13 protein-coding genes are annotated in these 14,228 nt (G+C 72.1%); 5 read left to right on the top strand and 8 right to left on the bottom strand.

The window, feature by feature from the left end:
• Window positions 1-197 precede the first annotated feature (197 nt).
• Complete coding sequence (locus EZM51_RS19505; protein WP_136709976.1) at window positions 198-1,397, top strand: hypothetical protein; 1,200 nt, start codon at window positions 198-200, stop codon at window positions 1,395-1,397.
• 47 nt (window positions 1,398-1,444) lie between these two features.
• On the opposite strand, the gene EZM51_RS19500 is transcribed toward EZM51_RS19505, so the two are convergent.
• The 4 genes from EZM51_RS19500 to EZM51_RS19485 all read right to left on the bottom strand — a co-directional run bounded on the left by EZM51_RS19500 (window position 1,445) and on the right by EZM51_RS19485 (window position 5,125).
• Complete coding sequence (locus EZM51_RS19500) at window positions 1,445-1,735, bottom strand: WXG100 family type VII secretion target (protein WP_136709975.1); 291 nt, start codon at window positions 1,733-1,735, stop codon at window positions 1,445-1,447.
• A gap of 126 nt (window positions 1,736-1,861) precedes the next feature.
• Entirely contained in the window at window positions 1,862-3,679 is a 1,818-nt protein-coding gene (locus tag EZM51_RS19495; protein ID WP_136709974.1) for a HAMP domain-containing sensor histidine kinase, read from the bottom strand.
• Window positions 3,680-3,710: 31 nt separating this feature from the next.
• The gene (locus tag EZM51_RS19490) at window positions 3,711-4,403 is read right to left on the bottom strand and encodes a response regulator transcription factor (protein ID WP_130353365.1); all 693 of its coding nucleotides are present in this window, start codon (window positions 4,401-4,403) and stop codon (window positions 3,711-3,713) included.
• Between the two features lie 29 nt (window positions 4,404-4,432).
• Window positions 4,433-5,125 (bottom strand): helix-turn-helix domain-containing protein, encoded by a 693-nt coding sequence (locus EZM51_RS19485; protein WP_136709973.1) that lies wholly within the window; start codon window positions 5,123-5,125, stop codon window positions 4,433-4,435.
• A gap of 83 nt (window positions 5,126-5,208) precedes the next feature.
• Here EZM51_RS19485 and folE point away from each other — a divergent pair, with 83 nt between their 5' ends.
• Genes folE through EZM51_RS19465 form a run of 4 tightly spaced genes read left to right on the top strand, consistent with a single transcriptional unit; the run spans window position 5,209 to window position 8,724 of the window.
• A complete protein-coding gene (gene folE / locus EZM51_RS19480) occupies window positions 5,209-5,883 on the top strand; it encodes a GTP cyclohydrolase I FolE (protein WP_136709972.1) in 675 nt (224 codons plus the stop codon).
• An 11-nt stretch (window positions 5,884-5,894) separates the two neighbouring features.
• Entirely contained in the window at window positions 5,895-7,139 is a 1,245-nt protein-coding gene (locus tag EZM51_RS19475; protein WP_136709971.1) for an FAD-dependent oxidoreductase, read from the top strand.
• The gene (gene folP / locus EZM51_RS19470; RefSeq protein ID WP_136709970.1) at window positions 7,136-8,011 is read left to right on the top strand and encodes a dihydropteroate synthase; all 876 of its coding nucleotides are present in this window, start codon (window positions 7,136-7,138) and stop codon (window positions 8,009-8,011) included. Before EZM51_RS19475 ends, folP begins: the two co-directional genes overlap by 4 nt.
• Window positions 8,008-8,724, top strand: coding sequence for a pyrimidine reductase family protein (locus EZM51_RS19465; protein WP_169054001.1), 717 nt, complete (start codon window positions 8,008-8,010; stop codon window positions 8,722-8,724). Before folP ends, EZM51_RS19465 begins: the two co-directional genes overlap by 4 nt.
• On the opposite strand, the gene EZM51_RS19460 is transcribed toward EZM51_RS19465, so the two are convergent.
• The 4 genes from EZM51_RS19460 to EZM51_RS19445 form a co-directional block, all read right to left on the bottom strand.
• On the bottom strand, window positions 8,706-9,857 hold the full coding sequence (locus EZM51_RS19460; protein WP_136709968.1) for an ABC transporter ATP-binding protein: 1,152 nt from the start codon (window positions 9,855-9,857) through the stop codon (window positions 8,706-8,708). The two genes, EZM51_RS19465 and EZM51_RS19460, sit on opposite strands and share 19 nt — an antisense overlap.
• Window positions 9,854-11,401, bottom strand: coding sequence for an iron ABC transporter permease (locus tag EZM51_RS19455; protein ID WP_136709967.1), 1,548 nt, complete (start codon window positions 11,399-11,401; stop codon window positions 9,854-9,856). Before EZM51_RS19455 ends, EZM51_RS19460 begins: the two co-directional genes overlap by 4 nt.
• Window positions 11,402-11,427: 26 nt before the next feature.
• A complete protein-coding gene (locus EZM51_RS19450) occupies window positions 11,428-12,474 on the bottom strand; it encodes an iron ABC transporter substrate-binding protein (RefSeq protein ID WP_136709966.1) in 1,047 nt (348 codons plus the stop codon).
• 109 nt (window positions 12,475-12,583) lie between these two features.
• The gene (locus EZM51_RS19445; RefSeq protein ID WP_136709965.1) at window positions 12,584-14,227 is read right to left on the bottom strand and encodes a DNA repair helicase XPB; all 1,644 of its coding nucleotides are present in this window, start codon (window positions 14,225-14,227) and stop codon (window positions 12,584-12,586) included.
• Window position 14,228 lies beyond the last annotated feature (1 nt).

Below are 14,228 nucleotides of genomic sequence, written 5' to 3'. Positions count from 1 at the left end.
AGCGAGGCCCCGGCCCGCAACCCCCTCACCCAGAAGGGGCCACTACATACCGTCTAGTCCGACCGCTCCGGCGCCGCCGGACATGATGTGGATGGGCGTCTCCTTCGGGAGGCGCCCATCCTCGTGTACCTGCACCGTGTTGGAAGGGTGACCGGGTCGTGCCCGTTCGGCAGCCGCGGACCCGCTAGCTTATGGACATGTCACCGCGTCGACGTGCCCGACCGCTCCTGTTCGGCTCCCTTGCCCTGACGGCGGCGGTGACCCTCTCCGGTTGCATCGCCACCACGCCGACCGAGACCGGAACTCCGGCCGCCACGCCCACGACGAGTGCCGGGCCCGCCATCGCCGAAGGTCCGGAGCCGCGCATCGGCGCCGACTGCGATGACATCGTGGATGCCGCGGCGCTGCAGGAGTTCCTCGGCGTGATCGTGACGCCCCTGGCTCCCGAGGCGCCCGCGGACCTGCTCGGTCCCGATACCGCTGCCGTCGTGCAACTCGGCGCCCTCTCGTGCACGTGGACGAACGGGCTGCCGCACAACCCTTATCCGAACGACGAACCCGATCGCCAGCTGGTCAGGCTCAGCATCCTCCCGGAGGGCCTCGACCAGGCCGTCGCATACGTCGACACCTACGATTCGCGCGACCCCACGTACGGGGAGGGTGTCCAGGGTCCGAGATGCCTCGGGCCGATGGAGGGCGTCAACACGGGGTACTGCGAGCTCTTCGGGGTGATCGGCCAGACCTGGGTCGAACTCGTCGTCGAGGGCGTCGTGGTCGACGCCGACACGACCGCGGAGGACCTCGTCGAGGGATTCCGGACGGTCTTCGATCCGATGGTTTCCACGCTCGAGACGACGACGGCACTCGAACGGTGGTCGCCCGCGACGCCCAGCAGCAACATTCCGGTGGACTGCGACGTGCTCACCCCGACCGCCGAGATCGCCGCGGTGACGGCGGTGCCCGAACTCCGGGTGGGGCCGCAGTGGGACGGGCCCCGGGTCGGCCAGTACTGGTACGGGTTGAACACGACCGGCGCGGCGCGGTGTTCGCTCGCCATCGCGACCAGCGACGCTTCGCTCGGGCAGATCGGCATCCTCCCCTCGGGCGCGTGGGGATTCTCCCGATTCGCGGAGTCCTGGCTGGTGTCCGGTGGCACGTCGGTCACGCTCCCCGAGGTCGATGGGGCTGAGGCCATCGCTCGGTGCGACGACGCCGTGAGCGACTGCGTCATCGACTTCGCCGTCGCCGGCGACTGGGGGCGGGTGACCGTGTATCCCCAGTCTCCGGCGGGCGTCGATGCCGGACGTCCGGCCGGCTCGATCGACTCGGCTCGCGCGGCGGCCGTGGACATCGCCGCCATCGTGGCTCGACACATGGCGGTGACCTCATGGCGGTGACCTCATGACGGCCACATCCTGACGGCCACGCGATCCGTGCGGAGCAGCTAGCGCAGGAACAGGCGAGCGTTGGACTGCTCGGCCTCGGCGTACTGGGTGGCGGCGATGCCGAGCGCCCGGCTCAGGTGGGCGAGGCTCTGCTCGACCTGCAACTGGGTCGCCCGCCAGTCGGTCACGGCGCCCTGGAAGGCGGTTGCGGCCTGGCCCGACCACGACGATTGCAGGCCGGTGAGTTGCCCGAGAAGCGACGCGACCTCGGCTTGGATTCGGCCGATCGTGCCCTGCACGGTCTGGGTGGCGGCGGACACCTGTGCGGCGTCGACGTGATAGGTGGTCATCTGGTTCCCTTCGCTCGACTGGTGCACGTCACGCTACGGGCGTGACGCCGTCGAACGGCGGTCGCGGACGGCGCTGGGGGCGGCCCCGGGAAGACAGGGGTTCGTGAGGACGAGTCGGTCCGGCCCTCAGGCGGACACGACCGGCTGCGGGGCCGCCGTCGATCCCGCGAGCGGCAACGAGACGCGGAACGTGGCGCCGCCGCCCGGCGTCTCGACGACGTCGACCGTGCCGTTGTGGGCGGCGATGATCGACGACACGATCGCCAGCCCGAGGCCTGAGCCGCCGGTCTCGCGGGTGCGCGACGTGTCGGCCCGCCAGAAGCGCTGGAAGATCTTCTCCCGGATCTGGGGCGCGATGCCCTCGCCGTGGTCGATGACCTCGATCATGGCGCGCTCGGCGGCGTCGTCGACCGACACGCGGATCTCGATGGGGCTGCCGTCGGTCGTGAACCGGATCGCGTTCGCCATCAGGTTCGTGATGACCTGGCGGATCTTGTTCTCCTCGGCGAGCACCACCGCGCGCCGCACGGGCACCGTCGCCGTCGTGGCGCGCTTCGGCGCGGACGTCGACGGGCCGGCGAAGGTCGTCTCCGCGGGCTCGGCCGACGAACCGCGGTTGCGTGCGCCGCCCGACCGCTTCGAGGCACCGGATGCCGCGGCGCCGGCCCTGTGGCCGGATCCGCGTCGACCCCCGCCACCGCTCTCGCCACGAGGGCGACGGCCCCGGAGGCGCGCGAGCGTGGCGCCGGCGAACGACATGGCCCCGGTCGCCGGCCGTTCGGGTTCGAGTTCGACCTCGACGTCGGCCGGAGGCTCTCCGGCGGCTTCCGTCGCCCGGGGCTCTTCGGGGGCGATGACGGTGACGACGCGACCCGGATTCGCGGCCATCGCGTCGAGGGCCGCGTCGCGCGCGAGCGGGACGAGGTCGACCTCGGCGAGCTCGAGCGGCTTGGCCTCGTCGAGCCGGGCGAGGGCGAGCAGGTCCTCCACGAGGCCGCCCATGCGGATGGCCTCCTTCTCGATGCGGTCCATCGCCTGCGCCACCTCGTCGGGCGTCTGCAGGGCGCCCATGCGGTAGAGCTCGGCGTAGCCGCGCACGGAGACGAGCGGGGTGCGGAGCTCGTGCGAGGCGTCGCCGACGAACCGGCGCATCTGCTCGATCGTGCGCGCGCGGTCGCGGAAGGCGCGGTCGATGCGGTTCAGCATCGTGTTGAGCGACCGGTTGAGCCGCCCGACCTCGGTGTTCGGCGTGGCGCCGCCGAGTCGCTGGCTGAAGTCGCCGTCGGCGATCGCGGCCGCCGTGCGTTCCACCTCGCGGAGGGGTGTGAACGTCGTCGTCACGAGCATGCGGGTGAGCAGGGCGCCCACGAGGACGACCCCGAGGCCGAAGCCGAGGAAGATCGTGAGGTACACCGCGAGGAGACGCTCGCTGTCCTTCGACGAGATCGCGATGATGATCGGAGCGTTGTTGCCCTGGTTGTCGGCCGGCATCAGGGTGGTGACGGCGCGGTAGGTCTTCGCGCCGCTCGAGTCGGGGAGGGTGATGACGGTGAACCTGCCCGGATTCAGCTCGGTGACCTCGGCCTGCGTGAGCGTGCGCGGGATGAGGGGGATGTCGCGGTCGAGGTCTGCCCAATTGTTGCCGACGTACTCGCCCGACGGCCGGTAGACCGCCACGAACACGTCTTCGGAGGCGCGGAAGTCGCGCCCGTAGAGGCTGTCCTCCCCGGAGCGGCCGTCGGTCTGCTGGAAGTACTTGCTCAGATCCCCCGAGGCGATGGTGTCGAGCTTCGACGCCATCTGGTCCTCGACGTACGAGCGCAGCATCGCTGCGGTGCCGATGCCCGAGACGAGCAGGCCGAGGGTGAGCATCAGCACCGTCACCCCGGTGATCTTGGTGCGCAGCGAGATGCGGTTCCACCGCTCGGAAATCGTCTGATGCATGGCGGGCCGAGTCTAGGCGGCGAAGCCTGAGTCAGGGCTTGGAGGACTTCAGCATGTACCCGAATCCTCGCTTGGTCTGGATGAGCGGTTCGGTGGAGTGCTGGTCGAGCTTGCGGCGCAGGTACGAGATGTAGCTCTCGACGATGCCCGCGTCGCCGTTGAAGTCGTACTCCCACACGTGGTCGAGGATCTGCGCCTTCGAGAGCACCCGGTTGGGGTTCAGCATGAGGTAGCGCAGGAGCTTGAACTCGGTGGGGGAGAGCTCGACGGGCACGTCGCCGACGAGCACCTCATGCGTGTCCTGGTCCATGGTGAGCTCGCCCGTGCGGATGACGGCGTCCTCTTCGGCGTGCATGGTGCGCCGCAGGATCGCCTTGATACGGGCGACGATCTCGTCGAGGCTGAAGGGCTTCGTGACGTAGTCGTCGCCGCCGACGGTGAGGCCGGTGATCTTGTCCTCCGTGTCGTCCTTCGCGGTGAGGAACAGGATCGGCGCGGTGTAGCCGGCCGAGCGCAGGCGCTTGGTCACCCCGAAGCCGTTCATGTCGGGCAGCATGACGTCGAGGATGATGAGGTCGGGCTCCTCCTCGAGCACGGCCGAGATGGTCTGGGCGCCGTTGCCGACGGCGCGCACCGCGAAGCCGGCGAATCGCAGGCTGGTGGTGAGGAGGTCGCGGATGTTGGGTTCGTCGTCGACGATGAGAATGCGTGGTCCGTCGCTCATAGAACGATTCTCTGCGCGTTGGCTGAAACTCAGCTGGGAACTCGTTGGATGGTCGTGGCGGGACCGATGCGCACGCAGCACCGCCCGGCGCCCGGATCGAGCCGAACCCGGGCGGGGTCGTCGCCCACCGCCTCGGCCATGCCGCAGACCAGCGAATGGTTGAGCGCGCAGACGATCTCGGGATTCTCCCGGGCGAGGCCGTGGAAGGGACAGGTGCCGAGCACCCGGTCGGGCCCGTCGGCGATCGGTTCCATGCCGAGTCGCACGAGGGCCTCCACGAGGTCGGCGGATGTCTCGGCCAGCCGCGCACCCGTGCGCGCGGCCGCCGCACGCAACGAGTCCATCACGGGCGTGTCGTCGTCGTCGGTCGCGGCGATCGCACCGGCCATGATGCGCCCGGCCAGTTCGTAGAGGCGCCGCGGCAGTTCCACCGCGAGATCGGCCTCGGCGCGCCGGTACATCTTGGCGGGCCGGCCCTGTCCCGGGCCGGTGCGCTCGCCGAGCCGGCGGTGCTCGACGTCGAGCAGGCCCTCGGCGGCGAGCCGGTTGAGGTGGAAGGCGGCCGTCGAGCGCGGCACGTCGAGCGCGGCCGCGACGGCGTCGTGGCCGAGCGGCTCGGCGCTGCGCGAGACGACATCGTAGACGCGCCGCCGCAGCGGGTCGGCGAGCGCCGCGACCGCGCTCACCCGCCGCTCGAAGCTCGCCCCGTCGTCGGATGCCATGCGCCGATCATATCTCTAAAATCAAAGATCGTTGACAAAAGAACGAAGCGGGCCTAGCGTCGAAACCGACGGAAGGGTGCGACATGACCTCGATCGACCTCGCCGAGCCGGGCGCGGCCAGAGCCCACCTGCATGCGGTCGCGACCGGCGCGACCGATGCGCCGATCGGGCACGCACCCGCCGGAGCCGTCGAGCCCGTCGATCGGGCCCGTGCCGCGGCGGCCGTCGCCGAACTGCTCACGGCGCTCGGTCGCGACATCCGCTCACCGCACCTCGCGGAGACGCCGCGCCGGGTCGCCGACTCGTTCATCGAGCTGCTGACCCCGCGGCCGTTCGAGGCCACGACGTTCCCGAACGACGAGGGCTACGACGAGCTGGTCGTCGTGGCCGGCATCCCCTTCGACTCGCTCTGCGAACACCACCTGCTGCCGTTCAGCGGCACGGCGCACGTCGGGTACGTGCCGGGCGGGCGCCTCCTCGGCCTGTCCAAGTTCGCGCGGGTCGTCGAGCGCTTCGCCCGTGACCTGCAGGTGCAGGAACGGCTCACCCGCCAGGTCGCCCGATGGATCGACGACGAGCTCGACCCGGCGGGCGTCGGGGTCGTGCTCGAGGCCGAGCACCTCTGCATGTCGGTCCGGGGCGTGCAGGTGCGCGGATCGCGCACCTGGACGAGCGCATTCAGCGGCGTCGTGCGCGATGATGCGCGCACGCGACGGGAGTTCCTCGCGCGCTGCGGACTGCGCGGGATCGTGGAGTGAGGTGCACGGAGATGCCGCAACGGGATCCGATCGTCATCGTCGGAGGCGGGCTCGCCGGCGCGCGGGCGGCCGAGGGTGCGCGCGACGCGGGCTATGACGGCCCGCTCGTCGTCGTGTCGGGCGAGGCCGCGCTGCCGTACATCCGGCCTCCCCTCTCGAAGGACTTCCTCGCGGGCGATGCCGACCGCGACTCCATCGACGTGCACCCGGCCGCGTGGTACGAGGAGCACCGGGTCGACGTGCTGCTCGGACGACGCGCGGTGCGGCTCGATCCGTCGGCGCACGCCCTCGAGCTCGACGACGGGGCGACGCTGCGCTACCGGCGCGCACTCCTCGCCACGGGCGCATCCCCACGTCGATTCGCCGGGCCGGGCGGCGACCTCGCCGGCGTGCACGTGTTGCGCACCGTCGAGGACTCGGCGGCGCTCCGCGAGGCGCTTCGGAGCGGAGGGCGCCGCGTCGTGGTCATCGGCGCGGGCTGGATCGGCCTCGAGGTCGCCGCGGCCGCCCGTGGTTACGACAACGCCGTGACCGTGCTCGGCCTCGAGACGGTGCCGTTGAACGCCGCCATCGGCGACGACGCGGGGTCGGTCTTCGCGGCCCTCCATCGCGAGCACGGCGTCGACCTGCGCATGTCCACGAGTGTCGCGGGCATCCGGGGCGAGGCGGGCCGGGTCTCCGGCGTCGAGGTCGAGGGCGGCGACGTCGTGCCCGCCGACGTCGTGGTGGTGGGCATCGGCGCGATCCCCGAGACCGGCCTCGCCGAGGCGGCCGGACTCGACGTCGACCGCGGCGTGCTGACGGATGCCGCGTTCCGCACGAGCGCCGACGACGTGTACGCCGTCGGCGACGTCGCGAACGTCTTCCACCCCGTGCTGCGGCAGCCGATCCGGGTCGAGCACTGGGCCAACGCCGAGAACGCGGGGAAGGCGGCCGGGCGCTCGCTCGCCGGGGAGGACGTCGAGTACGACGAGATCCCGTACTTCTACACCGACCAGTACGATCTGGGCATGGAATACTCCGGGTACGGCGTGCTCGCCGCGGGCGTCGCGCCCCTGCTCCGGGGCGACCGCGACGCCCGTGAGTTCATCGCGTTCTGGCTCCGCGACGACCGCGTCGTCGCGGGCATGAACGTCAACGTGTGGGACGTCAACGACGCGGTGCAGCGACTCATCCGCACGCGCGCGATCGTCGACCCGGCGCGCCTCGCCGACCCGGCCGTGCCTCTCGAGCAACTCGCCGGCGCCGCAGGATGAGCCTCGTCTCGGCCGACATGCGCCGGCGCATCGGACCCCGCGAGTTCGACTTCGCCCGCCAGGTCGCCGTCATGGCCATCGTGAATCGCACCCCCGACTCGTTCTACGACCGCGGGCGCACCGACGCCCTCGGCGCGGCCGTCGCCGCGGCGCACCGTGCGATCGGGGAGGGTGCCGACTGGATCGACATCGGCGGCGCGAAGTTCGCCCCCGGGCCGCCGGTGCCGGTGGCCGAGGAGGTCGACCGCGTCGTGCCGGTGGTCGCGGCGCTCGCCGGTTCGGGCGCCGTGCTGTCGGTCGACACGTTCCAGCCCGAGGTCGCACGAGCGGCGATCGCAGCGGGCGCGCATGTCGTCAACGACACCACCGGACTGCGCGATCCCGCCATGGCCGACGTGGTCGCCGAGACCGGGGTCGCGGTCATCGTGACCCACAGCCTCGCCGCGCCGCGCACGCCGTATCCGTCGCCGCGCTACGACGACGTCGTCGCCGAGGTCGGGGCGTTCCTGCGGGAACGCGTTGCGCTCGCCGAAGCCCGCGGCGTGGCATCCGATCGCATCATCGTCGACCCGGGTCACGACCTCAACAAGCACACCCTCGACTCGCTCGAACTCACCCGACGCCTCGACGAGGTGGTCGCGCTCGGGTACCCCACGCTCGTCGCGCTCTCGAACAAGGACTTCGTGGGCGAGAGCCTCGGCCGCCCCCGGGAGCAGCGCGTCGAGGGGTCGATCGCCGCCGCGGCGTACAGCGTCATGCGCGGCGCGCGCATCGTGCGCGTCCACAACGTGCGCGAGACGGTCGACGCGATGCGCATGCTCGAGGCCATCGAGGGATGGCGCGAGCCCGTGTTCCTGGAGCACAACCGATGACGGCGGCGATCGGGCGCGAGGAACTGCTGGAGGCGTACGCCCTCGACGACCGGGCCGCGCCGCGGGTGCGGATGAACTTCGTGATGAGCCTCGACGGCGCGGTCACCCTCGAGGGGCGCAGCGGCGGACTCGGCGACGAGACCGACCGGATGGCCATGCAGGTGCTGCGCACGCTCGCCGACGTCGTCCTCCTCGGTGCCGGCACCGTGCGGGTCGAGGGCTACGGCGGCGTGGGGGTCGACGAGGCGGATGCCGCGTGGCGCCGTGCGCACGGTTTGCCGAGCCAGCCCCGGGTCGCCGTGGTGTCCTCGCGCCTCGACCTCGGACCCGAGCACGCGTTCTTCGCCGAGGCGACGGAGCGCCCGATCGTCGTGACGCACGAGTCCGCCCCCGCCGATCGGCGTGCGGCGCTCGCCGAGGTCGCCGACGTGCTCGCCTTCGGGTCCGAGGCCCTCGACGCCCGTGCCATGCTCCGCGGCCTCGCCGGGGCCGGGATGCCGCAGGTGCTCTGCGAGGGCGGCCCGCACCTGTTCGGCGCACTCGTCGAGGAGGACCTCGTCGACGAGCTCTGCCTGAGCCTCAGCCCGACGCTCGTGGGCGGCGACGCCGGACGCATGGTGCGCGGCGCGCGCGAGGCGGAGCGACGCATGCGGCTCGTGCACGCGATCCCCGCCGGCGACCTGGTGTTGCTCCGTTACGCCCGGGTGGAGTAGGCGAGCACGCGACCCGCCACCCGCACGCCCACGCGCGACCCCACGGGCAGGAGACCCGCCGCGGTGACGCGTGCCCGGAGGCGCAGCTCGCCCGCGATGAGCGTGAGCATGGCGTCGTGGCCGGTGTAGCTGATGTCGGCGACCGTCGCGGTGAACTCGTGGCCGGGCGCGCCGGGCGCGCCGGGTGCGCCGGGTGCGCCGGTCGCCCCGGTCTCGCCGTCGCCGAGTGGCGTCAGGGTCAGCTCCTCGGGACGCACGAGCACCTCGACCGGGGCTCCGTCGACCGGGGCGTCGGCCACGGACGCGGACGTCTGGTCGTCGGACACCCAGTCGGCGGGCAGCCGGCCGAGCGTGCACGACACCGCGTCGCCGTGCCAGGTTCCGGGCAGGAACACGGCGTCGCCGACGAATCCCGCCACCCAGGGCGTCGCGGGCCGGCGGTAGACCTGCTCGGGCGTGTCGAGCTGCAGGACCTCGCCGCCGCGCATGACCGCGACCAGATCGGCGACCGAGAGCGCCTCCGCCTGGTCGTGCGTCACGAGGATGCCCGTCACGCCCGCCTCGCGGAGAAGCTCCCGCACCGACGTGCGCAACTCGCCGCGGAGGATGGGGTCGAGCGCGCCGAACGGCTCGTCGAGGAGCACGACGTCGGGAGCGGAGGCGAGCGCCCGCGCGAGCGCCACGCGCTGCGCCTGGCCTCCCGACAGCTGGGCGGGAAGGCGGTCGCCGAACGCGCCCAGGCCCACGAGGTCGAGGAGTCGTCGCACGTCGGCGGTCCGCGCCGCGCGACGGGCGCTGCGGGCCGAGCCGCGAGCGCTCGGCAGGCCGAACGCCACGTTCTCGGCGACCGTGAGGTGCGGGAACAGCGCCGCGTCCTGCGGCACCCAGCCGATGCGCCGCTTCTCGGGCGCGAGGTGGATGCCGTGCGTCGTCACCATCCGCTGCCCGATGCGGATCTCGCCCGCACGAGCGCGCACGAGCCCCGCGATCGTGCGCAGCAGCGTGGTCTTGCCGCATCCGCTCGGGCCGACGATCGCGAGCAGCGCGCCGTGCGGCACGTCGAGGCTCACGGCGTGCAGCACGTCGGCGGCGTCGTAGCCGACCACCAGGTCGCGCACCTCGAGGCGGCTCACGGCGCGACCTCGTCGAACTCGCCCGTGCGCGCGCGCGAGAGCAGGAACGCCGGCACCGCGGCCACCACGAGCAGCGCGACCGCGTAGGGTGCGGCGGCTCCATATGCGGAGACGTCGGTTCGCGACCAGAGCTCGGTCGCGAGCGTGTCGGTCCCGGTCGGTCGCAGGAGGAGGGTCGCGGGCAGTTCCTTCATGGCGGTCACGGTGACCAGCAGGGCCGCGGCGGCGATGCCGGGCCTCGCGAGTCGTGCGGTCACGAACCACCAGGTGCGGGCGCGGCCGTTGCCGAGCGTGCGCGACACGTTCTCGAGCGAGGTCGGCACCTGGGCCGTCGCGCTGCGGATGCCGCCGATGGCCTTCGGCATGAACAGCACGCCGTACGCGAAGGCGAGCACGAACGCGGTCTGGTAGAACACCGGCACCACGGCGAGCGAGAAGAACACGAGCGAGAGCCCGACCACGATGCCGGGCAGCCCGAGGGCGAGGTATCCGGTCGTCTCGACGGCGCGCACGACGCGCCCGCGATAGCGGGCCGCGAGGATGCCGATGGGCAGGGCCAGGAGGACCGCCACGAGCGCGCCGCCGGCCGAGAGCAGCACGGTGTTGGCCACCGCCGACCCGAGCTCGGCGGCATCGAATGTGCGGAGCGTCTGCGCCTCGAACAGCCGCACGACGAGCACGGTGACGGGCACGGCGACCGCCAGCGCCGGCGCCACGAGGAGCAGCGCGAGCGCGGGCACCGTCCACCGGCCGAGGCGGACCCGCCGCTGACGCACCGGACCCGTGACGGCGCCGAACTGCCGGGCGGCCCGGCCGCGGGCCACCTGCTCGCCCACGACGACCGCGACGGCGAGCAGCACGAGCAGCGTCGCGAGGATCGCCGCGTAGTCGCGGTTGAAGCTCGCGCCGTACGCCTGCTGGATGGCGGTGGTCAGCACCTGGTAGCGGAACAGGGCCACTCCGCCGAAGTCGCTCAGGGTGTAGAGGCAGACGAGGAGCGCGCCCGCGAGCACGGCGGGCCGGATCTGCGGCCAGGTGCCCAGCCGGAACGCCGCGAGCGGCCCGCGCCCGAGCGTGCGCGCCACGTCGTCGAGTCCCGTCGTGCCGGCCCGGAGTGCCGCGGCGACCGGCAGCGTCACGTACGGCACCGCGACGAGCGTCAGCACGAACCACGCCGCCCAGAACCCCTGCAGCCACGGCAGGGCCGCGAGCCACCCGTATGCCGCGAGGTACGACGGCACCGCGAGCGGCAGGGCGGCGAGCACGGTCCACGCCGCCCTGGCGCGAAGCCGCGCGCGGGCGAGCACGAACGCGCTCGGCACGCCGATCGCGACGGTGGAGAGGGTGACGGATGCCGCGAGCAGCGCGGTGTTGCCGAGAAGCACGGGCACGCGCGGCCGGCCGAGCACGGCGAGCACCTCCTCGACGCCCGCGGAGCCGACGCGCACGAGGAGGTACCCGAGCGGGATCGCCGCGAGCGCGCAGGCGACGACCGCCGCGGCGAGCAGCGCGCGCGGCGACCGGAGCGGGCTCGCGAGGGACATCCGTCTCAGCCTACGGCGCGGAACCGCTACAGGAGGCCGGCGTCGGCGAGGAGCTGTTGCGTCTCCTCGAGGGACTCGAGGTCCGAGAGGTCGAGCTCGGGGTTCACCAGGCTGTCGAGGGCGGGCAGGCCCTCGGGTGCGTCGATGCCCTCGAGGAGCGGGTACTCGAAGGTCTGCTCGACGAAGTAGCGCTGCGCCTTCTCCGAGACCAGGTACTCGACGAAGGCGAGGGCGTCGGGGTCGCCCTCGGCGCCCGAGAGGATGGCGGCGCCCGTGACGTTGACGATGCCGCCCGCGTCGCCGGGCAGGAACTTCAGCTGCGCGCGCATGTTCTCGGCGCCGACCTCGGCGGCATCCTCGTACCAGTAATAGTGGTTGATGAGTGCGAGGTCGAGCTGGCCGGCGTTCACGAGATCGAGGGTGGCACCGTTCTTCTCGGTGAGCACGGGATCGTTGGCGGCGATGCCCTCGACCCACTCGGCGGCGGCATCCTCGCCCTCGAGCACGCGCAGCGCGGTCACGAACGACTGGAAGCTCGCGTTGCCGGGCGGGAAGCCGACCCTGCCGCTCCACTCGGGCTCGACGAGCACGTCGACCGTGTCGGGCACCTCGTCCTCGGAGAGCTCGTCGCCGTCGTAGGCGATGACGCGCGCCCGACCGGTGACGCCGATCCAGCTGTCGTCGTCGGACGTGAACCCGTCGGGGATGAGCTTGGCGAGCTCGGACGGGATCTTCGCCGTGAGGCCCGCGTTCGCGAGCGAGCCGAGCGCGCCGGCATCCTGCGAGAGGAAGACCTGCGCGGGGGTGCGGTCGCCCTCCTCGAGGAGGAGCGCGTTGAGCTCGGGGCTCGACGCGTAGCGCACCTCGACCTCGATGCCCGTGTCGGCGGTGAACTGCTCGATGAGGGGGGCGATGAGCCCCTCGTCGCGACCGGCGTAGAGCGTGAGCTCGCCGTCGCTCTCGATCGTCTCGGGGGCGGTGGCGTCACCGCCCCCGGTCGGGGCGCAGGCGGCGAGCGTGAGGGCGGCGGCGAGGCCCGCGCCGATGGCGAGGGCGCGACGGGATGAGCGCATGGAGGTCGGTCTCCGGGAGTCGGGGATGTCAGACCGCGAGTTGCGGCTTAGGTAAGCCTAAGCTGAATTCGCATCACCGCCAAGTCGGTGACACCCGATGACGCCGACGTCAGGCCGCTTCGAGCGCGTGCGCGTCGAGGATCGTGTAGCTGTAGCCCTGCTCGGCGAGGAACCGCTGGCGGTTCTGCGCGAAGTCCTGGTCGACCGTGTCGCGTGCGACGAGGGTGTAGAAGTTCGCCGACAGGCCCGACTCCTTCGGGCGCAGCAGCCGCCCCAGGCGTTGCGCCTCCTCCTGCCGCGAGCCGAACGAACCCGAGACCTGGATCGCGACGGTCGCCTCGGGCAGGTCGACCGAGAAGTTCGCCACCTTCGACACCACCAGTACCGGCGTCCGGCCGTCGCGGAACTCCTGGAAGAGCCGCTCGCGCTCGTCGACGGGGGTCGAGCCCGTGAGCTGCGGCGCTCCGAGCGCCTCGGCGAGCTCGTCGATCTGGTCGAGGTACTGGCCGATCACGAGGATCCGCTCGCCGGCATGCTTCGCCACGAGTTCGCGCACGACCGCGAGCTTCGCGGGTGCCGTCGCGGCGAGCCGGTAGCGCTCGTCGTCGGCGGATGCCGCGTACGCGAGCCGCTCGGACTGCGGCAGGTCGATCCGCACCTCGTAGCAGGCCGCGGGGGAGATGAAGCCCTGCGCCTCGATCTCCTTCCACGGCGCGTCGAACCGCTTGGGTCCGATGAGGCTGAACACGTCGCCCTCCCGGCCGTCCTCGCGCACGAGCGTGGCCGTGAGGCCGAGACGGCGGCGTGCCTGCAGTTCCGCCGTGAGCTTGAAGACCGGCGCAGGCAGCAGGTGCACCTCGTCGTAGACCACGAGACCCCAGTCGAGCGCATCGAGGAGTGCGAGGTGGGCGTACTCGCCCTTCCGCTTCGCCGTGAGGATCTGGTAGGTCGCGATGGTGACGGGCTTGATCTCCTTGACCTGACCCGAGTACTCGCCGATCTCATCGGCCGTGAGCGACGTGCGCTTCAGCAGCTCGTCGCGCCACTGGCGGGCCGACACCGTGTTGGTCACGAGGATCAGCGTCGTGGTCTTCGCGGTCGCCATCGCGCCCGCGCCCACGAGCGTCTTGCCCGCACCGCAGGGCAGCACGACGACGCCCGAGCCGCCGTCGAAGAAGTTGTCGACGGCCTTCTGCTGGTAGTCGCGCAGGTGCCAGTCCCGCTGGTCGAGGTCGATCTCGTGCGGCGTGCCCGGCGTGTAGCCGGCGAGGTCCTCGGCGGGCCAGCCGAGCTTCACGAGCTCCTGCTTGAGCTGCCCGCGCGCCCACGGCGCCACGAGGAAGCTCTCGTCGTCGAGGCGTTCGGTGAGCAGGGGTGCGATGCGCTTGGCGTTCGCGACCTCGGTGAGCACGGCGATGTCCGACGAGTGCAGTCGCAGCTCGCCGTCGTCGGTGCGGTCGACCACGAGACGGCCGTACCGGCCGACGGTCTCGCGCATGTCCACTGCCACGGTCTGCGGCACCGGGAACTTCGCGTAGCGTTCGAGCGTGCCGAGCATGTCCTCAGCGTCGTGGCCGGCCGCGCGCGCGTTCCAGAGCCCGAGGCGGGTGATGCGATAGGTGTGCACGTGCTCGGGTGCGCGCTCAAGTTCGGCGAATACCGCGAGGTCGTGGCGCGCGTCCTCCGCGAGCGGGTGCGCGACCTCGAGGAGCACGGTCCGGTCGCTCTGCACGATGAGGGGGCCGTCTGACATA

Origin of the sequence: Agromyces sp. H66 (assembly GCF_004959775.1) — a bacterium.
Lineage (GTDB): Bacteria > Actinomycetota > Actinomycetes > Actinomycetales > Microbacteriaceae > Agromyces.
This window is presented reverse-complemented; position numbering and strand designations above follow the sequence as displayed.

What these genes read in the sequence shown, in the direction of transcription:
- EZM51_RS19490 (WP_130353365.1), bottom strand. Translation starts at nt 4,403, where the DNA reads ATGAGCGACGGACCACGCATTCTCATCGTCGACGACGAACCCAACATC.
- EZM51_RS19495 (WP_136709974.1), bottom strand. Translation starts at nt 3,679, where the DNA reads ATGCATCAGACGATTTCCGAGCGGTGGAACCGCATCTCGCTGCGCACC.
- EZM51_RS19485 (WP_136709973.1), bottom strand. Translation starts at nt 5,125, where the DNA reads ATGGCATCCGACGACGGGGCGAGCTTCGAGCGGCGGGTGAGCGCGGTC.
- EZM51_RS19465 (WP_169054001.1), top strand. Translation starts at nt 8,008, where the DNA reads ATGACGGCGGCGATCGGGCGCGAGGAACTGCTGGAGGCGTACGCCCTC.
- folE (WP_136709972.1), top strand. Translation starts at nt 5,209, where the DNA reads ATGACCTCGATCGACCTCGCCGAGCCGGGCGCGGCCAGAGCCCACCTG.
- EZM51_RS19475 (WP_136709971.1), top strand. Translation starts at nt 5,895, where the DNA reads ATGCCGCAACGGGATCCGATCGTCATCGTCGGAGGCGGGCTCGCCGGC.
- EZM51_RS19455 (WP_136709967.1), bottom strand. Translation starts at nt 11,401, where the DNA reads ATGTCCCTCGCGAGCCCGCTCCGGTCGCCGCGCGCGCTGCTCGCCGCG.
- EZM51_RS19505 (WP_136709976.1), top strand. Translation starts at nt 198, where the DNA reads ATGTCACCGCGTCGACGTGCCCGACCGCTCCTGTTCGGCTCCCTTGCC.
- EZM51_RS19450 (WP_136709966.1), bottom strand. Translation starts at nt 12,474, where the DNA reads ATGCGCTCATCCCGTCGCGCCCTCGCCATCGGCGCGGGCCTCGCCGCC.
- folP (WP_136709970.1), top strand. Translation starts at nt 7,136, where the DNA reads ATGAGCCTCGTCTCGGCCGACATGCGCCGGCGCATCGGACCCCGCGAG.
- EZM51_RS19500 (WP_136709975.1), bottom strand. Translation starts at nt 1,735, where the DNA reads ATGACCACCTATCACGTCGACGCCGCACAGGTGTCCGCCGCCACCCAG.
- EZM51_RS19445 (WP_136709965.1), bottom strand. Translation starts at nt 14,227, where the DNA reads ATGTCAGACGGCCCCCTCATCGTGCAGAGCGACCGGACCGTGCTCCTC.